Here is a 17,745-nt window from a genome sequence, read left to right as displayed (position 1 = left end):
ACCTAGCGCAATTCGCGAAGTCTGGCAGCCCGTTTGCGCAAAGGCGCTCGCGGCGGATCGCCGAGCCGGCCATCACTCCTCTCGAACACGCCGGACGTCCGGCCGCCAAGGAGTGATGACAATGAACACCATGAAGACCCTGACAAAGACCCTGCTGTCTGCCTCTGTTCTGGCCGCGAGCCTCGCGGGCCTGTCCAGCGCCGAGGACAGCAAGGCGGCATTGACCCTGGAGATTGCCGGAGTCGCCCCTTCCGAAGGCTTCGTGATGATCGGCATCTATGACAGCGAGGCGTCCTGGGACTCCGGCAGCGCTGTTGCCGGGACGCGTGCAGAAGTGTCCGGCGGTCAGGTCGTGGCGGTGTTCGAAGACCTGCCAGCCGGTCGCTACGGCGTGAAAATGTATCACGACGTGAATGCCAATGGTGAGATGGATACCAATCTCATGGGCATCCCCAGTGAGCCCTTCGCCTTTTCCAACAATGCCCGTGGCCGTTTCGGTCCGCCGAATTGGGATGCCGCAGTGTTTGACGTCGCCGCCGACGGCACCGTCCACGCCATTCGCTTCGAATAGGGAGAGCGCCATGACCGCCCTGTCCCGTCGAGACGCGCTCCAACTCCTCGCCGCTGCCGGAGGCGCCGCTGCGTTCAATACGCCGGCCTTCGCGCGCCAGGGCGATCCGGTCTTTATGGACTATCAGGCCGCCGCGGCGAACGATCCCTGGACATTGATTGTCCGGGACGCCCCGGCTGCCGGGTTCGATAGCCGGGCCGAGTTGATTTCGGGACACGTGCCGGACGGGTTCACCGGCACGCTCTATCGCAATGGACCGGGCCGGTTCTCGCGACAGGACTGGCGCTATCGGCACTGGTTCGACGGTGATGGCTTTCTTCAGTCCTGGCAGATCGGTCCGGACGGGGTGCATCATCGCGGGCGTTTCATCGAGACCGATAAGTGGCAGATCGAGGAAGCGGCGGGACGTTTTATCGTGCCCGCACTCGGCTCGGTGCCCCCTCAGCCGGGCGGGCTGACGGGGCCGGACGACATGAATGTCGCCAACACCTCTGTCATCCTGCTCGGCGATGAACTCCTCGCACTCTGGGAAGGCGGATCCGCCTGGTCGATCGACCCGGATACGCTGGACAGTCGGGGTGCCCGGCGCTGGGGCAATGGTCTGGACGGCGTTCCCTTCTCTGCGCACCCAAAACGGGAGCCCGAAACCGGCATTGTCTGGAATTTCGGTCAGGATGCGCCGGGCGCTCGGCTGATCCTCTGGAAAATCGGGCCGGACGGGACACTGCTCGATGCAGGCCTTCTCAATGATGTGCCCGGCGGGATGGTGCATGACTTTGTGATCACCGAGCACTCGCTGGTCTTCCTGGTCGGCAGCTACCGCTTCGACCGGATGCGCCTCCCCTTCATCGAGAGTTTCCAGTTCGATGAAGACGCCCCCATGCTAGCGATCGCGGTGGACAAGAATGACTGGTCCGTGCGTCGGTCGTGGGAATTGCCGCCCGGCTTCCTCTTCCATTTCGGTGGCGCCTGGGAGGAGGCGGATGGTACGATCCGGCTTGACGCTGCGCTGTCGCAGGATGCGCGCTTTGCCATGGCGGGGGCCTATGACGTCATGCGGGGTCAGGCCGAAACCCAGACGGATTCCCAGAGCCGGCACATGCTGGTCACCTTGGCACCGGGTGGTCGTAGCCGGGTCGAGGCGCTGGGCGCGGGCTATATCGAATTCCCGCAGGTCGATCCGCGACTGACCGGCTTGCGCCGGCGCGACACCTGGCATATCGCCTGGGATGCAGATCAACCGCGCGGCGCGACGCGGATCGAGCGGCGCAATTTGCACACCGGCGCGCACGACGCGTTCGACCACGGCCCGGACATCTATGTCGAGGAGCCACTCTTTATACCCGCTGCACCGGACGCGCCGGAGGGGCAGGGCTGGATCCTCCACACCGCGCTCAACGCGGGGGCTCGCCGCACCGAGCTGCATTTGTTCAATGCCGGGCATTTGTCCGATGGTCCGGTGGCGAGCTGGCGGCTGGGCTATGCCTGCCCGTTTGGATTCCATGGCTGCTGGCGTTCGGGCAGGTTGGCCTGAGATGAATATGGATGCCTTCTTCCAGGCCCCGTGGGTCGTGCAGGTTCATGCGCTGTGCGCGCTGACTTCGATGGCGGTGGGCCTCGTGCAATGGCTAGGCCCCAAGGGGCTTCTCCCCCACCGGGTGTTGGGCATGATCTTTGTCGCATTGATGGCCACGACCGCCGTCAGCGCGATCTTTATCCGCCAGATCAATGATGGTGCCTTCTCCTGGATCCATCTCTTTGTCCCGGTGACGCTGATCGGCCTCGCGGGTCTGGTCTGGAGTATCCGCCGTGGCGACCTTGCGGGTCATCGAAAGAATGCGGTTTCGCTCTTTTTCGCGGCCTTGATGATTCCGGGGCTGTTCGCCTTCGTGCCGGGTCGACTGATGTTCACGACCTTGTTTGGGGTCATTGTCGGGAGTTAATGTGACGGAAAGACTGCCGACATCGGCAACATGAAAGCGTCCCCCTCCCGGCTTGGGCGTTGGGAGATACATGATGAAAATGACCTGTCTTGCCGCCCTTTCGGCGGCGGCCCTTGCCAGCCTGCCTGTCCAGGCCCAGTCCAGCGATTGGGAGTCTCGGCTCGATCCGGAGCGTTTGAACGAGGGCGAGGTCTATCTGGAGCTTCAGTATGAAGGCGAACCGGATGGATTTATGCGCTATGGCTGGCATGCGGAGGGCGAGGATATCGTCCTCTATGACCGGACCATGTGGGCTTCCGGCGAGGTATACGAGACGATGGAAGTCCGTTTGCGCCGGGAGGGACTCGCGCCGGTCTCCAGCGATATTCGCTTCCACCAGGGCGCCAATTACTATGTGTTCGACGTTGACTTCGAGCCAGGCTCGGCGGCCGGGAGTCTCCAGATCGTTCAACCGGGATCGGGCGTCAATTCGCGGCCGCTCGCGTCCGAGTTGACGGGTGGTACGATACTGCGCGCCAGCTACTTCCTGGTCGCCGCGGCGTTTCCATTCGAAGTCGGCGAGAGCGTGTCGTTCAACTGGTTCGCCACGATGACCAATACGGAAGAAGCCGTGACGCTTACGGCAGTCGGCGAGGCAGAAATTGAAACCCCGGCTGGTGTGTTCCAGACCCTCCACATCGAGCAGCGTGGCGGGACGCCACCCAACGATATCTACATCGATCGCGACAGTGGCCGGATCGTTCGCATTGATGTTGGCGGCCAGCCCATGAGATTTGTCGCACCGGCGGACTGATCTGGGAAACGTGTCGGGGCTGTGCCTGGCAACGCGCTCCATACGGGTTCGAGCCGGGTTGTCAGATCCTGATTGTAGCGCCGATGTCCACCGCCCGGGCGGCTGAGCAAAGCCGGTGGGCAAAGCTTGATCGGCGCTGCGGCAGCAACAATGTGCGCGTCTTTGGTCTGTCACCAGTCGCCTTGTTCACGGAGGCCTGACGGAATGCGGAGGCTGCATTGAAAGACAGTCACGCGAAGGTGACGCCCTGCGCGGCTACGTGATTGGCGTGCGAAGCGCCGTGGCGTCAGTGTCTGGGTGTCCGGGCGGCCAGCAGGTCGTTCCGGTCGTCACCCAAGCTGGAGATCGCACACGATGAAAGCCCCTACACGTACCACTGCCCTTGCCGTATCCGCCCTTGCCCTGTCTCTGTCAGGCGCCGCGGCTCAGGCGAGTATATCGACGACTGCCGAGGAGATGGAGCAATGTTATGGCATTGCACTGGCCGGTGAGAATGACTGCGCCGCGGGCCCGGGCACATCCTGCGCCGGTACGTCCACAGTCGACTATCAGGGCAATGCCTGGACCTATGTGCCTGAGGGTACATGCGAGTCGATCCAGACACCCTATGGCACTGGGTCCCTGACCCCCATCGAGCGTCCCTGATCCGAAGCTCAGGGGGTTGGTCACGCCGACCCCTTGAGAGGCTGTTCGCCATGGCGCTTCCCGACACGTCCCCCGTTGCAGGCATCAGCCTGAAGCCCGAGCATTTTCGTTCGGCGTTGGAGGCGCGGGCGGACGGCCTCTGGTTCGAAATTCATCCCGAAAACTACGTGTCGGAAGGCGGCCCGCGACTTCGCTGGCTGGACGCGATCCGCGAGGTTCATCCCCTCAGCCTGCACGGCGTGGCCATGTCGCTTGGCGGGCCGGACCGACCGGACCCACACCACTTGGCGAACTGGTCGCGCCTTGTCGACCGCTATGAGCCTGTGCTGATCTCCGAGCATCTCGCCTGGTCGGCGCTCGGCGATGTCTGGTTCCCGGATCTTCTTCCTGTCCCGATGACGCAGACGGCTCTGGATATTTTCTGTCGCAATGTCGACATCATGCAGACCGCGCTGGGACGGCAGATCCTGATTGAAAACCCGGCGCGCTATGTCCGGCTCGAGGGCGATGGCGATGAGGCTGACTTTCTCGCCGAGACGGTCCGCCGGACCGGCTGCGGCCTCCTGTTGGACGTCAATAACCTCTATCTCGGGGCCCAGAATATCGGCTTTGACGTGCAGGACTGGCTACGCCGGATTCCGGCGGACGCCGTGGGTGAAATCCATTTGGCCGGGCATGAGGCGGATACAGGGCTGGGTGAACATTTATTGATCGACACCCATGGTGCACCGGTCGCCAAACCGGTCTGGCGGCTTTTCGAGACGGTTATTGCCCTGATCGGCCCTCGCCCGACCCTGATCGAACGCGACACGCATTTGCCAGCCTTCGGGCAGCTGATGGCGGAGCGCGAGCAGGCAGCACGTCGCCTGGCGTCGCTTGGCACAACCACAGTCGCCCATGTCTAGGCAATTTTACGATGACTTCGCAGACGCCCTTAGGAGCGGTGACCATGAGGCGGCACGGCCCTATCTGGAGCGACCCGGGCACGCGGCTCGACTGGCGGTCTACTGCAACAATGTCGCTTCCTCTGCGATCGAAGCTCTGCGCGCGGCCTATCCGGTCGTCAACGCGCTGACCGGTGCGCGCTTCTTTTCACCTATGGCGAAAGCCTTCTGGCAATCGGGCCCGCCGCGCACGCGAAGTCTGACCGGGTATGGCAGCGGATTTGCGGATTTTGTTGACGGCTACCAGCCGGCTCGGACGCTGCCCTATCTTGCCGATATCGCCCGCCTCGACCGGGCCTGGCTGGAAGCGCATCTCGCAGCAGATGCGTCGCCCTGCAGGCCGGGGCAGATGGCGCAGCTCCCGCCGGACAGGATCGCCGCGCTCAATCCCGGACTTCACCCGTCCGCCCGACTGCTGTGCCTGGCCTGGCCGGTTCACGGCATTTGGCAAAGACACCGATCCGGCCGCAGCGAGGCGAGGCGGGTGACGCTGGCTCCCAAGGCGCAAGGCGTCCTGGTCTGGCGCCCGTTCGGCGATGTGCGATCCGTCGTGCTCGATCCGGGCTCAGTCCGATTTATTGCCAGTCTCGATGAAGGCCAATCACTTGCGGAAGCGAGCGAGGATGCGCTCATCCAACACGCTGGTTTCGACCCGGCCAGAGCGTTCGAGGCGGCACTCACAGGGGGCTATCTGAGCGGAGATGCTTTGCCATGACTATGATCCATCGCCTGAGAGCCCATCATGACATGGTGTTCGAGTGGGTATCGGCGCGGTTGGCGCCCGACATCCTCCCCGTGCTCGCCCGGTTGACGCTGGCCGGAATATTCTGGCGCTCCCTGCTTACCAAGGTGAACACGAGCAAGCTGTTCACCTATACCGAGCTGATCAATGACTTCCCCGTCGAACGGGCCCGGATGCGAGTGCCCGAGCTGCCGCTCGATCTCAAACCTGCGACATTGCACCAGTTCCGGACCGATTTCGCCCTTCCGCTCCTGCCGCCGGAATGGGCAGCCTGGATGGCCACGCTTGCCGAATTCGTGATTCCCATCATGCTCGTTCTGGGTTTGGCGACCCGGATCGGGGCGCTCGCGCTCATTGGCCTGACGCTGGTGATACAGATTTTCATCTTTCCAGAGGCCTGGTGGAGCACCCATGCCCTGTGGCTGGTCATAGCGCTCTATCTGGTGTTCCACGGTCCCGGCCGCGTGTCTCTGGACCATATCCTTCGACGGAATTTCGCGCCTTAGGTGCGTTTGATTGCACCGGTCTGGCCTCTGCGGCATGGTCATCCGCATCACCCGGAGGGACGGGTGGAGTGAGCACCGGGGGGTGAGATGGAATCCAGCGATCAGCCGGCGCGCGCCGAGCGTTTCCTGCCGGACTGGATTGTCGGCGGCGTCTTGCGGCTGTCGCTCGTTCCGGGGCTTTGGGCCTGGGCGCGATCGAATGCGGATGCCTGGCCGGGCGTCATGCCGGACATGGTGGCGGCGGCAACGGTCTGGAACATCCCGCTTGTTTCGGCCGCGCAGACAGCCCAGATCGCTGTCTGGGGCGCGCATTTGATCGCTTTCATGTTGACTATCGGTTTTCTCACCCGGCTGGTCGGGCTGACCCTGTTGATCGCCTGCGCCATTTACGGGTTTTGGGTTCTGCCGGAGGCATGGACCTCGGTGGCAGTATTCGCCGCGATCAGCTTCTATCTGTTCGCGCGCGGCGGCGGCGCTCTCTCGATAGACGGGGCGATTATTGCGACCCTTCGCTAAACCCGCAGCCGGGCTTACACATTTGCAAGACATGATGCGGCAGACTGTGCGTCTCGGGAGGTCCCGACACGAATGGTCACCGCATGCCACCTGATTTACGACAGAAACTGAAACAGGCCCTCGCCGGACGCCAGTCCGTCGATATGGGGCAGTTCCAGTTTCTCAACCTCGAGCGCGTGCGAGTGCGCGCTGGCCCCGACTGGCCGCGCCTTCGTGACAAGGTCTACGAAACATCGACGCAATTCATCGAGAATCGCATCGGGCCGGAAGACGTGATGATCCGCGTTCAGGGCGGCTTCCTGATTATCTTCCGCGCGGCTGATGTCGACGCTGCGCAAGACATGGTCGACGCGATCGCGGGCGAGCTGAATGCCTTCTTCCTGGGCGAGAGCGGGCTTGAGGATGTCAAGGCCGAGGCAGAAGCCCGCGATGTTCCCACGGTGGAACTACTCGATATCGTCGCGCGAGCTCAGCCTCATGATCTGGAAAAGCCTGCGACCGAGCCGGTCGACTCCGCTAGCGAGATGCCGGCGCCATTGGAAACGCCTTGGCAATCTGTACCGGTTCTGCCCCGCGATGATGATGGCAAGACTCGCTGGGTGAATGCACCAAAGTCCGTCGCGCAAGGCAAACCCTCACGGGTGGAAGAGCCTGCCAGCCGCCGGAATGGCGCTTCTGTCAGTTGGGATGATTTTGCCTTCATGCCCACCTGGGACAGCCGAAAATCCTTTGTCAGTCACCATATCTGCGTTGCCCGCAAGGTTATTGGCGGCTTTGCCAGCTACGGGCGAGATACACTGACCGGTGTTCCGGATCGCGAGACGCACCGCCAACTGGATCGCGCGACAGCCCTTGCCGCCCAGCGCGGCTTCCAGAAGGCCCGGGCGGCCGGCCATGCCAGCATGATCATTGTGCCGGTGCACTATGACAGCCTGTCCTCGGTGTCCCGGCGGATGGAGTATTTCAGCGTGCTACAGCCGATCCCTGATTCGGCGCGGCGCTTCTTCCTGCTGCGCATTGACGGCGTGCCGGACGGTGCGCCGATGGCGCAGCTCCAGGAGGTCTGTCGATCGATGAAGCATTTCGGCGCCTATGTCCTGGTGCATCACCGGTTCGACCACCCAGGGCTGGACCGCTTCGAAAGCTGTGGCATTGGTATCTTCACCGCCGATGCGCCTGCGCGTCTCAATCATGACGGCGCGGGTGACAAGGATCTGATATCCTGTGTCGATTGGGTCACGACCGCCCAGGCAATGACGGCCGAGACATCGTTGCTGGAGGTCGAGAATACGGCCTTGCTGGAAGCGGCCATGTCGGCCGGTGTTCGATATTTCTCCGGTCCGGCGATCGCGCCTGATGTCGATGTGCCCGGTGCGCCCCGTCGTTTGTCGCTGTCGGATATTCTGGCTCCACCAGACGATGCGGGTCAGGCCGGCAATACCTACGAGATTGACTGACAATTACCCGCTGCGAGTGCGTTGCACCGCAGCAGCCCAGTGCTATAAGGCGAGTCCATTCTGGCCGTTTTGTCGCTTTCTTCCTCCCGCGAGGCCCATTCATGAATATCCACGAACACCAGGCGAAAGCCGTTCTGAAATCCTTTGGTGCGCCCGTCGCCGAAGGTGTTGCCATTTTCTCTGCCGAAGACGCTGCTGCGGCGGCCGATCAGCTGCCTGGCCCGCTTTGGGTGGTGAAGTCCCAGATCCACGCCGGTGGGCGCGGCAAGGGCAAGTTCAAGGAACTTGGACCTGACGCCAAGGGCGGTGTCCGCCTCGCCTTCTCCAAGGAAGACGTGGTCAAGAACGCCAAGGAAATGCTGGGCAATACGCTGGTCACGCACCAGACCGGCCCTGAGGGCAAACAGGTCAATCGCCTCTATATCGAGGACGGAGCCGACATCGCTACTGAGCTTTATTGCTCGCTCTTGGTGAACCGCGAAACCGGCCAGGTCGCCTTTGTCGTCTCCACTGAGGGCGGCATGGATATCGAGGAAGTCGCCGCGGAAACGCCGGAGAAAATCCAGACCATTGATGTCGATCCGGCCACCGGCGTGACCGACGCCTCTGCCGCTGCCGTGTGCGACGCGCTGAAGCTGGAAGGCCAGGCCCGCGACGATATGATGGGTCTTGCGAAGATCCTCTATACGGCCTTCTGCGAGAAGGACATGTCGATGCTGGAGATCAATCCGCTCATCGTCATGGACAATGGCCATGTCCGTGTTCTGGACGCCAAGGTCTCCTTCGACGGCAATGCGCTCTTCCGTCACCCGGACATCATGGAGCTCCGTGACACGACCGAGGAAGACGCCAAGGAAATCGAAGCCTCCAAATACGACCTCGCCTATGTCGCCCTCGATGGCGATATCGGCTGCATGGTCAACGGCGCGGGTCTCGCCATGGCGACGATGGACATCATCAAGCTCTATGGTGCCGAGCCGGCCAATTTCCTCGATGTCGGGGGCGGTGCCACGACCGAGAAAGTCACGGCGGCCTTCAAGATCATCACCGCCGACCCGAACGTCAAAGGCATTCTGGTCAACATCTTCGGCGGCATCATGCGCTGTGACGTAATCGCCGAAGGTGTGGTCACCGCGGTCAAGGATGTCGGCCTTCAGGTCCCGCTCGTGGTTCGCCTCGAGGGTACGAATGTCGAGAAGGGCAAGTCCATCATCAATGAAAGCGGTCTCAACGTGATCGCCGCCGATGACCTCGACGACGCTGCCCAGAAAATTGTCGCCGCCGTGAAGGAGGCCAACTGATGTCGATCATCGTAGACAAGAACACCAAGGTCATCGTCCAGGGCCTGACCGGCAAGACGGGCACTTTCCACACCGAACAGGCGCTGCAGTATTACGGCACCCAGATGGTCGCCGGCGTACACCCCAAGAAGGGCGGCGAAAGCTGGACTTCCGGGCTCGACAGCGCGGCCTCCCTGCCGATCTTCGCGACCGTCGGTGAAGCCAAAGAGGCGACCGGCGCTGACGCCTCCGTGATCTATGTCCCGCCGGCCGGCGCCGGAGCGGCGATCATCGAGGCCATCGATGCCGAAATCCCCTTCATCGTCTGCATCACCGAAGGCATTCCGGTGATGGACATGGTCAAGGTCAAGGACCGTCTCGACAAGTCGAGCTCCATGCTGTTGGGTCCGAACTGCCCGGGCATCCTGACCCCGGAAGAGTGCAAGATCGGCATCATGCCGGGCTCGATCTTCAAGAAGGGCTCGGTCGGCGTGGTCTCGCGTTCGGGCACGCTGACCTATGAAGCCGTTTTCCAGACCTCCCAGGTCGGCCTCGGCCAGACCACGGCCGTCGGTATTGGCGGTGACCCGGTCAAGGGGACGGAATTCATCGACGTGCTCGAGAAATTCCTCGCCGACGACGAAACCAAGTCGATCATCATGATTGGCGAGATCGGTGGCTCGGCCGAGGAAGACGCCGCGCAATTCCTGGCCGACGAAGCCAAGAAGGGCCGCTCGAAGCCAACCGTCGGCTTCATCGCCGGCCGCACGGCACCTCCGGGCCGCACGATGGGCCATGCCGGCGCCATCGTCTCCGGTGGCAAGGGCGGCGCGGAAGACAAGATCGCCGCCATGGAAGCGGCCGGGATCAAGGTCTCGCCGTCTCCGGCACGTCTTGGCACGACGCTGGCCGAGCTGCTCAAGAGCTAGCATCGGCAACATCATTGAACATCAAGCCGCGCCCCGGAATTCCGGGGCGCGGTTTTGTTTGAGTAGGCCGTCTTCGCTACTCGGTCTTGCGGGCCTGACAAGTGTCACCCACTTGTCAGCAGACCCGCGCGAATCTCTTTCGTAGCGTGCAGATTAGGCATAGAGGGTTGATTAACCCACTCGGTTTAACCCCATCCGGACACACTCCTGACTCAGGCCTCCCCCCCAAAATGTCTGACCAAAGCCGATCCCAAGAAAACCAGAACTTCCTGGACACCTCTTTCCTCCAGGGTGCCAACGCTGTTTATCTCGAGCAGATGGCCGCCGCCTATGCGTCGAACCCGAACTCGGTGCCGCCGAGCTGGAAGGCCTTCTTCGACGCCATGGGCGATGCGCCCTCGGAAAGCTCGCATGCGGCGCGCGGACCGGCCTGGAAACGGCCTGAATGGCCGCGCAAGGTCAATGGCGAGATGGTTTCGGCGCTTGGCGATATCGGGCCTGACGAGGCCGCCATGGTCGACAAGGTTGCGGACCATGTGGCCGCGACCCGCCCGGGCGCGAACGCCGACGATGTCCGGGCTGCGACCCAGGCCTCAATCCGCGCCATCATGATGATCCGTGCCTATCGCATGCGCGGCCATCTGGCAGCGGATCTGGACCCGCTGGGTCTGACCGATTTCGGCTACCAGGCCGAGCTCGACCCGGCGACCTACGGATTCTCCGGTGCGGCGATGGATGAGGACGTCTTCATCGATGGCTATCTCGGCCTCGAGACGGCGACGCCGCGCGCCATGCTCGACATCCTCAAGCGCACCTATTGCGGCCCGGTTGGCGTCGAGTTCATGCACATCTCCAACCCGGAAGAAAAATCCTGGCTGCAGGAGCGTTTTGAAGGGCCGGACAAGGACATCTCTTTCACCAAGGAAGGCAAGATCGCCATCCTGGCGAAGTTGATCGAGACCGAGCGTTTTGAGCAATTCCTGCACAAGCGCTATCCGGGCACGAAGCGTTTCGGTGTCGATGGCGGCGAGAGCATGGTTCCTGCGCTTGAGCAGATCATCAAGCGCGGCGGCTCTATGGGTGTCGAGGACATCATTGTCGGCATGCCGCACCGCGGTCGCCTCAACGTGCTCGCATCGGTCATGGGCAAGCCCTACCACCAGATTTTCCACGAATTCCAGGGTGGCAATACCCAGGGCGAGGACGAGTTCGGGTCCGGCGATGTGAAATACCATCTCGGCGCCTCCTCGGACCGTGAATTCGACGGCAACAAGGTGCACCTGTCCCTGACGGCCAACCCGTCTCACCTTGAAGCGGTCGATCCGGTCGTGCTCGGCAAGGCCCGGGCCAAGCAGGAATATAATTGCCGCCAGTCGCCGGGGACGCCCCGGTCCAGCGTGCTGCCGCTGCTTCTGCATGGTGATGCGGCCTTTGCCGGCCAGGGCATGGTTGCGGAGTGTTTCGGCCTGTCCGGCCTGCGCGGCCACCGGACGGGCGGCGCGATCCACTTCATTGTCAACAACCAGATCGGCTTCACCACTGACCCGAAGGATAGCCGCTCCAGCCCCTATCCCTCAGACGTCGCCCTGATGGTGCAGGCGCCGATCTTCCACGTGAATGGCGACGATCCGGAAGCGGTGACCCACGCGACCAAAATCGCAACGGAGTATCGCCAGCTTTTTGGCAAGGATGTCGTCATCGACATGATTTGCTACCGGCGCTACGGCCACAATGAAGGCGACGATCCCACCTTCACTCAGCCGATCATGTACCGGATCATCAAAGATATGCCGCCGGTCAAGAAAAAGTACCAGGACCGGCTGCTGGCCGAAGGGGTTATCAGCGCAGCCGAGGCCGAGGCGATCGAGAACGAGTTCGATACCTTCCTCGAGAAGGAGTTCGACGCCGGCAAGGAATTCGAACCCAAGAAAGCCGATTGGCTGGACGGGCGCTGGTCCGGACTGGGTCTGCCGGAAGGCGATGATCGCCGGGGTGAGACCTCGGCCACCATGGAAAGCCTGGAAGCCGTCGGCATGGCGATGACCGCGGTGCCGGACGGGATCAATATTCACCGCACGCTCAACCGTGTCCTGGGCGGGCGCCGCAAGGCGATTGAAACCGGGTCGGGCATTGATTGGGCGACAGCGGAACATCTCGCATTCGGCACATTGCTGACTGAAGGTTTCCCAGTGCGCCTGTCTGGTCAGGACTGTGGTCGCGGGACGTTCTCGCAGCGCCACTCGCACATAATCGACCAGGAAACGGCCGAGAAATATACGCCGCTCAATAATCTCTCGGCCGACCAGAAAAAGTATGAGGTCATCGACTCCATGTTGTCGGAAGAAGCGGTGTTGGGCTTCGAGTACGGCTATTCGCTGTCGGCGCCGAACACGCTGGTGATGTGGGAGGCCCAGTTCGGTGATTTCACCAATGGCGCCCAGGTCATCATTGATCAGTTCATCTCTTCCGGTGAGCGCAAATGGCTGCGCATGTCCGGCCTCACCATGTTGCTGCCGCACGGCTATGAAGGTCAGGGACCGGAACACTCTTCGGCCCGACCCGAGCGCTTCCTGCAGATGTGCGCGGAAGACAATATGCAGGTCGCCAATTGCTCCACGCCGGCCAATTACTTCCACATCCTGCGCCGGCAAATTCACCGCAATTTCCGCACGCCGCTGGTGATCATGACTCCGAAGAGCCTGCTGCGGCACAAGCGTTGCGTCTCGCAGCTGGCGGCCATGGGGCCGGGCTCTTCCTTCCACCGGGTCCTCTGGGATGATGCGGATGAAGCATCACGCCCCGAAGGCGAGATCCGCCACACCGAGCTGAAGCTTAAGCCGGACACGGAGGTCCGCCGCGTCGTCCTGTGTACAGGCAAGGTGTATTACGATCTGCTTGAAGAGCGCGAGTCCCGGGGTACGGACGACGTCTATTTGATGCGAGTCGAGCAGCTCTATCCTTTCCCCTACAAGGCGCTGATTTCAGAACTCGCGCGTTTCCCCAATGCCGAGATCGTCTGGTGTCAGGAAGAGCCACGTAATATGGGCTACTGGACCTTCGTGGAACCGAATATCGAGTACGTGCTTGGCAAGGTTGATGGCAAGGCCGAGCGCCCGCGTTATGTCGGACGCGCCCCGACTGCCTCGACGGCAACCGGTATCGCCTCCAAGCACAAGCAACAACAGGATGCCCTGGTCGATGAAGCCCTTTCCTAGGGCCCGACAAGCTTCTTTGAAGGAAAGACGAGAGACATGACCGATATCACCGTGCCGCAACTGGGCGAGAGCGTCACCGAAGCCACTGTAGGCAGCTGGATGGTCAAGACCGGCGATGCCGTCTCGAAGGACGATGTGCTGGTTGAACTCGAGACCGACAAGGTCGCCGTGGAGGTCCGCGCGGATTCTGATGGCGTGATGGGAGACATCCTCGCGGCTGAAGGCGATAATGTCGAAATCGGCGCCAAGCTGGCCGTCCTCGAGGCAGGCGGCGATACCGCACCGGCCGCCAAGGAAGAGCCGGCTGAGACGTCGAAGGCTCCGGACGAAGAGGCGACCAAAGACGGGGCGCCACAAGGCGAGCCCGCGTCTGATGGCGCTGACGACGCGCCGGCAGAGTCCGGATCGACCGTCGATGCGACGGTGCCGCAAATGGGTGAGAGCGTGACCGAGGGCACGATCGGCTCCTGGCTGGTCAAGGCCGGTGACAGTGTCGATATCGACCAAGCGCTGGTCGAGATCGAGACGGACAAGGTCGCGGTCGAGGTCCCGTCGCCGGTTGCCGGAGTTGTCTCCGAGCTGTTGGTCGATGAAGGCGATACGGTCTCGCCGGGTGATGCGGTGGCACGGATCAGCGGCGGGGGGGCGTCTCCTGCGCAATCGGCGGATGCGTCGGATGCGAAGTCCAGTGACGGCGATGAAAAGAAGGCCATGCCGTCTGCCGCGCGCGTGATCGAGGAGAACAAGCTCGACTCCGGATCCATAGACGGCACAGGCAAGGACGGACGTATTACCAAGGGCGACGCTCTGAAGGCGGCCGCCGCGCCGAAAGCTGCGGCACCTTCGCCGGCCGCGACGCCCGCTTCGACGCCTGCGGCTACCGCAGCACCGCGCGAAACCGGTCCACGCGAAGAACGTGTCCGCATGACCCGCCTTCGCCAGACCATCGCGAAGCGTTTGAAGGATGCGCAGAACTCGGCGGCGATCCTGACCACTTACAACGAAGCCGACATGTCGGCCATCATGGCGGCGCGCAAGGCGCACCAGGAAGCCTTCGTGGCCAAACACGGCGTCAAGCTGGGCTTCATGAGCTTCTTCGTGAAGGCGTGCTGTCATGCCCTCAAGGAAGTGCCGGCAGTCAATGCCGAGATCGATGGCACCGACATCATCTACAAGAATTATTACGACATGGGTGTTGCGGTTGGGACCGATCGCGGTCTGGTCGTACCGGTCGTTCGTGATGCCGACCAGATGTCCCTGGCGGAGATCGAAAAAGAGATCATCCGTCTGGGCAAGCGGGCGCGCGACGGCAAGCTTTCCATCGACGAGATGCAGGGCGCGACCTTCACCATCTCGAATGGGGGGGTCTATGGCTCGCTGATGTCGATGCCGATCCTCAATGCGCCGCAATCGGGCATTCTGGGTATGCACAAAATCCAGGAACGCCCGATGGCTGAGAATGGTCAGGTCGTGATCAAGCCGATGATGTATCTGGCCCTGTCCTATGATCACCGGATCGTCGACGGCAAGGAAGCGGTGACCTATCTCGTGCGCGTAAAAGAGAATCTCGAGGACCCGCAACGCATGATGTTTGATTTGTAGGAGCGAGGCCATGCCGCTGCTCCGGTATGCGCTTGTCATACTGACAGTCTCGCGGGCCGTATACGGACTTCGATCGCCGATCGCGGGCTTCTTGCATCAAGTCGGAATCGAGGGGCAACTTGGTTATTCCGCGCCGGTCACTCGGATGCTGGCCGAGACCGGTTTGGCGTTGTCCATATTGTCTCTGGTTTTGCAAGCCAGCTATTTCCTGGTTGCCTGGGCGATCTGGAAAGGTGCGCGTTGGCTGCTCTGGCTCGCATTGGCCGTTTATCTGGTCGATCAGGCAATGTGGATTGGTTTCAGTGTGCGGCCTGAGGACGTGGCGGCTCACCAGCAAGCGAGGGTCGACCAGAACTTTGACCCGGAAATTCTTGACTGGGCCCTGTTCACGCTCGAAACGCTTATCGCTGCCGGGGCGATTGCCCTCGGGCTCCGGGACAGGTCGGAGCAAGCGTGACGAGCACGGTTTGGGATTGCGAAACTGGTGTGTTCGAGACAAGGGGCTTCCAGGTGACAGCAAATCTTGTTCTGGCCGCAGTAAGGTGGGTCCTCGTCATTGCGATAGGCGCGTGGGCCTTCAACCAGCTTTCGTCGACAGCCGACGTCCTCGCGATCAAGTTTGGGGACGCTGTTTCGGCCGGAATTGATCCAAGCCTGATCATGATCGTGGAGGCGATGGGCCCTCTGCTTGTTTTGCTGACGGTTGCCAACGCGATTTGCTACGCTGCAAGCACTGTTTTGCTAGCAGGGCGTTTCTCTGAAGCGCTTCCGGTCTACGTCGCGGCGGTTGTCTTTGATCTGACCGGCTGGGTGGTTTACTCGTCGAGCCCGACTTACGATTTATGGGCGGCGTCCACGTCGGCCCCAGCGGACTGGATCGCGAATGGTTTCTTGTTGGCGGGTCTGATTATCATGATCATTTTGCACCAGGCCGGTGCCATCCCGCGACACATGATCCGTATCCGATGATCAGCTGTGGCTACAGTATTTCACCCCCTTCCGCCGTGGCCGCGGCAGGGGCATATAGCACAAACGTGCCGCATTGGCGGCGAGCAGAGTGAGGCGAGCATGTCCGATACCTATGACATCGTAATCATTGGCGGTGGCCCCGGCGGCTATAATTGCGCGATACGAGCCGGTCAGCTTGGTCTCAAGGTGGCCTGCGTCGAAATGCGCGGAACGCTGGGCGGCACTTGCCTCAATGTTGGATGCATTCCGTCCAAGGCCTTGCTGCATGCGTCGGAATTGTTCGAGTCGGCGCGGACCCAGTTCGCGGGGCTCGGCATCAAGACCGGCACGGTCGAGCTCGATCTAGATACGATGTTGGGTCAGAAAGACGAGGCAGTGGACGGCCTGACCAAGGGGATTGAATTCCTCTTCAAGAAAAATGGCGTCGACTATATTCGCGGCCGAGGCCGGATCGCCGGACCGGGCAAGGTCGACGTCGAATCCGAAGACGGCAGCAAGACGCTGGAAGCCCGCAACATCGTGATTGCCACCGGTTCTGAAGTGACCCCGCTTCCCGGCGTTGAGATTGATGAGAAGCGGGTTGTCTCGTCAACGGGCGCCCTTTCGCTCGACGCTGTGCCGGGCAAGCTTGTCCTCATTGGTGCGGGCGTGATCGGCCTTGAGCTGGGCTCGGTCTGGCGGCGCCTGGGTTCGGAAGTCACCGTGGTTGAATATCTTGACCGCATTCTGCCGGGCATGGACAGCGAGTTGGCTAAGACCGCCCAGCGAGTTTTCGCGAAACAGGGCATGGACTTCAAGCTTGGCACCAAGGTGACCGGCGTCGATTCCTCGGGCGAAAAACTCGCGGTGACACTCGAGCCGGCAGCTGGTGGCGATGCCGAGACGATTGAGGCGGACACGGTTCTCGTCTGCATCGGCCGGCGTCCCTACACTGAAGCGCTCGGGCTGGAAACGGTCGGCATCGAGACTGATCAGCGAGGCTTCATAGCGCAGGATCATTTCCGGACGTCTGCGGAAAATGTCTGGGTGGTGGGTGATTGCACCCATGGGCCAATGCTGGCCCACAAGGCGGAAGATGAAGGCGTGGCCTGTGCTGAACGCATCGCCGGCAAGGCTGGGCATGTGAATTACGGTGTCATCCCGGGTGTTGTTTACACAGCGCCGGAAATCGCTTCAGTCGGCAAGACGGAGGACGAGCTCAAGTCGGAAGGTCGGAAGTACAAGAAGGGAAAATTCCCCTTCCAGGCCAACTCCCGAGCACGCACCAATCACGCGACTGATGGGTTTGTGAAAATCCTGGCCGACGCGGAAACCGATGAAATTCTTGGTGCCCACATGATCGGCGCCAATGTCGGCGAGATGATCGCCGAAATCTGTCTTGCGATGGAGTTTCGGGCGGCCTCAGAGGATGTGGCGCGCACCTGCCACCCCCACCCGACCCTGACCGAGGCGGTTCGTCAGGCCGCAATGGGTGTCGAGGGTTGGACGATGCAGTCCTGACCACGCTGCCGCGGCGATTGGCGCGAGCTGTGTCATGACGATGTCGTACAAGTCTGCGCTTCTCGTGGTAGGTTTCGACCATTCGGTGTTGGCCGTCCACGGAGTCGCCAGACGCTAGGCGGTGGTGGCGGTG

At 61.9% G+C, this 17,745-nt stretch carries 17 protein-coding genes; all 17 read left to right on the top strand.

What is annotated here, in order from left to right; all coding sequences use genetic code 11:
* Nucleotides 1-121: 121 nt before the first annotated feature.
* The 17 genes from Q0X62_RS04055 (at nucleotide 122) to lpdA (ending at nucleotide 17,612) form a co-directional block, all read left to right on the top strand.
* Nucleotides 122-571: a DUF2141 domain-containing protein gene (locus Q0X62_RS04055; RefSeq protein ID WP_297731952.1), complete on the top strand. Its 450-nt coding sequence runs from the start codon at nucleotides 122-124 to the stop codon at nucleotides 569-571.
* A 10-nt stretch (nucleotides 572-581) separates the two neighbouring features.
* Entirely contained in the window at nucleotides 582-2,105 is a 1,524-nt protein-coding gene (locus Q0X62_RS04050) for a carotenoid oxygenase family protein (protein ID WP_297731950.1), read from the top strand.
* A 1-nt stretch (nucleotide 2,106) separates the two neighbouring features.
* Nucleotides 2,107-2,514 carry a DUF2306 domain-containing protein gene (locus Q0X62_RS04045; RefSeq protein WP_297731947.1) on the top strand — a complete coding sequence of 136 codons (408 nt, stop codon included), beginning with the start codon at nucleotides 2,107-2,109 and terminating at the stop codon, nucleotides 2,512-2,514.
* Nucleotides 2,515-2,587: 73 nt separating this feature from the next.
* A complete protein-coding gene (locus Q0X62_RS04040) occupies nucleotides 2,588-3,307 on the top strand; it encodes a hypothetical protein (RefSeq protein ID WP_297731944.1) in 720 nt (239 codons plus the stop codon).
* Nucleotides 3,308-3,661: 354 nt separating this feature from the next.
* A complete protein-coding gene (locus Q0X62_RS04035) occupies nucleotides 3,662-3,952 on the top strand; it encodes a DUF2282 domain-containing protein (RefSeq protein WP_297731942.1) in 291 nt (96 codons plus the stop codon).
* 50 nt (nucleotides 3,953-4,002) lie between these two features.
* Nucleotides 4,003-4,857, top strand: coding sequence for a DUF692 domain-containing protein (locus tag Q0X62_RS04030; RefSeq protein ID WP_297731939.1), 855 nt, complete (start codon nucleotides 4,003-4,005; stop codon nucleotides 4,855-4,857).
* The gene (locus Q0X62_RS04025) at nucleotides 4,850-5,611 is read left to right on the top strand and encodes a DNA-binding domain-containing protein (RefSeq protein WP_297731937.1); all 762 of its coding nucleotides are present in this window, start codon (nucleotides 4,850-4,852) and stop codon (nucleotides 5,609-5,611) included. Before Q0X62_RS04030 ends, Q0X62_RS04025 begins: the two co-directional genes overlap by 8 nt.
* Nucleotides 5,608-6,144, top strand: coding sequence for a DoxX family protein (locus tag Q0X62_RS04020; RefSeq protein WP_297731935.1), 537 nt, complete (start codon nucleotides 5,608-5,610; stop codon nucleotides 6,142-6,144). Before Q0X62_RS04025 ends, Q0X62_RS04020 begins: the two co-directional genes overlap by 4 nt.
* Nucleotides 6,145-6,231: 87 nt before the next feature.
* Nucleotides 6,232-6,660 (top strand): hypothetical protein, encoded by a 429-nt coding sequence (locus Q0X62_RS04015; protein ID WP_297731932.1) that lies wholly within the window; start codon nucleotides 6,232-6,234, stop codon nucleotides 6,658-6,660.
* Nucleotides 6,661-6,743: 83 nt separating this feature from the next.
* Nucleotides 6,744-8,117 (top strand): hypothetical protein, encoded by a 1,374-nt coding sequence (locus tag Q0X62_RS04010; protein ID WP_297731929.1) that lies wholly within the window; start codon nucleotides 6,744-6,746, stop codon nucleotides 8,115-8,117.
* Nucleotides 8,118-8,218: 101 nt separating this feature from the next.
* Entirely contained in the window at nucleotides 8,219-9,418 is a 1,200-nt protein-coding gene (sucC, locus tag Q0X62_RS04005; RefSeq protein WP_297731927.1) for an ADP-forming succinate--CoA ligase subunit beta, read from the top strand.
* A complete protein-coding gene (sucD, locus tag Q0X62_RS04000; RefSeq protein ID WP_297731924.1) occupies nucleotides 9,418-10,326 on the top strand; it encodes a succinate--CoA ligase subunit alpha in 909 nt (302 codons plus the stop codon). Before sucC ends, sucD begins: the two co-directional genes overlap by 1 nt.
* Before the next feature lie 230 nt (nucleotides 10,327-10,556).
* Nucleotides 10,557-13,541 carry a 2-oxoglutarate dehydrogenase E1 component gene (locus Q0X62_RS03995; RefSeq protein WP_297731922.1) on the top strand — a complete coding sequence of 995 codons (2,985 nt, stop codon included), beginning with the start codon at nucleotides 10,557-10,559 and terminating at the stop codon, nucleotides 13,539-13,541.
* 36 nt (nucleotides 13,542-13,577) lie between these two features.
* The gene (odhB, locus tag Q0X62_RS03990) at nucleotides 13,578-15,143 is read left to right on the top strand and encodes a 2-oxoglutarate dehydrogenase complex dihydrolipoyllysine-residue succinyltransferase (RefSeq protein WP_297731919.1); all 1,566 of its coding nucleotides are present in this window, start codon (nucleotides 13,578-13,580) and stop codon (nucleotides 15,141-15,143) included.
* Between the two features lie 145 nt (nucleotides 15,144-15,288).
* Nucleotides 15,289-15,600 carry a hypothetical protein gene (locus Q0X62_RS03985; RefSeq protein WP_297731917.1) on the top strand — a complete coding sequence of 104 codons (312 nt, stop codon included), beginning with the start codon at nucleotides 15,289-15,291 and terminating at the stop codon, nucleotides 15,598-15,600.
* Nucleotides 15,597-16,112: a hypothetical protein gene (locus tag Q0X62_RS03980; RefSeq protein WP_297731914.1), complete on the top strand. Its 516-nt coding sequence runs from the start codon at nucleotides 15,597-15,599 to the stop codon at nucleotides 16,110-16,112. The genes Q0X62_RS03985 and Q0X62_RS03980 overlap by 4 nt, the downstream gene beginning before the upstream one ends.
* 99 nt (nucleotides 16,113-16,211) lie before the next feature.
* The gene (gene lpdA, locus Q0X62_RS03975; protein WP_297731912.1) at nucleotides 16,212-17,612 is read left to right on the top strand and encodes a dihydrolipoyl dehydrogenase; all 1,401 of its coding nucleotides are present in this window, start codon (nucleotides 16,212-16,214) and stop codon (nucleotides 17,610-17,612) included.
* The last annotated feature ends 133 nt before the right edge of the window (nucleotides 17,613-17,745 follow it).

Origin of the sequence: uncultured Maricaulis sp. (assembly GCF_947259345.1) — a bacterium.
Taxonomy (GTDB): domain Bacteria; phylum Pseudomonadota; class Alphaproteobacteria; order Caulobacterales; family Maricaulaceae; genus Maricaulis.
This window is presented reverse-complemented; position numbering and strand designations above follow the sequence as displayed.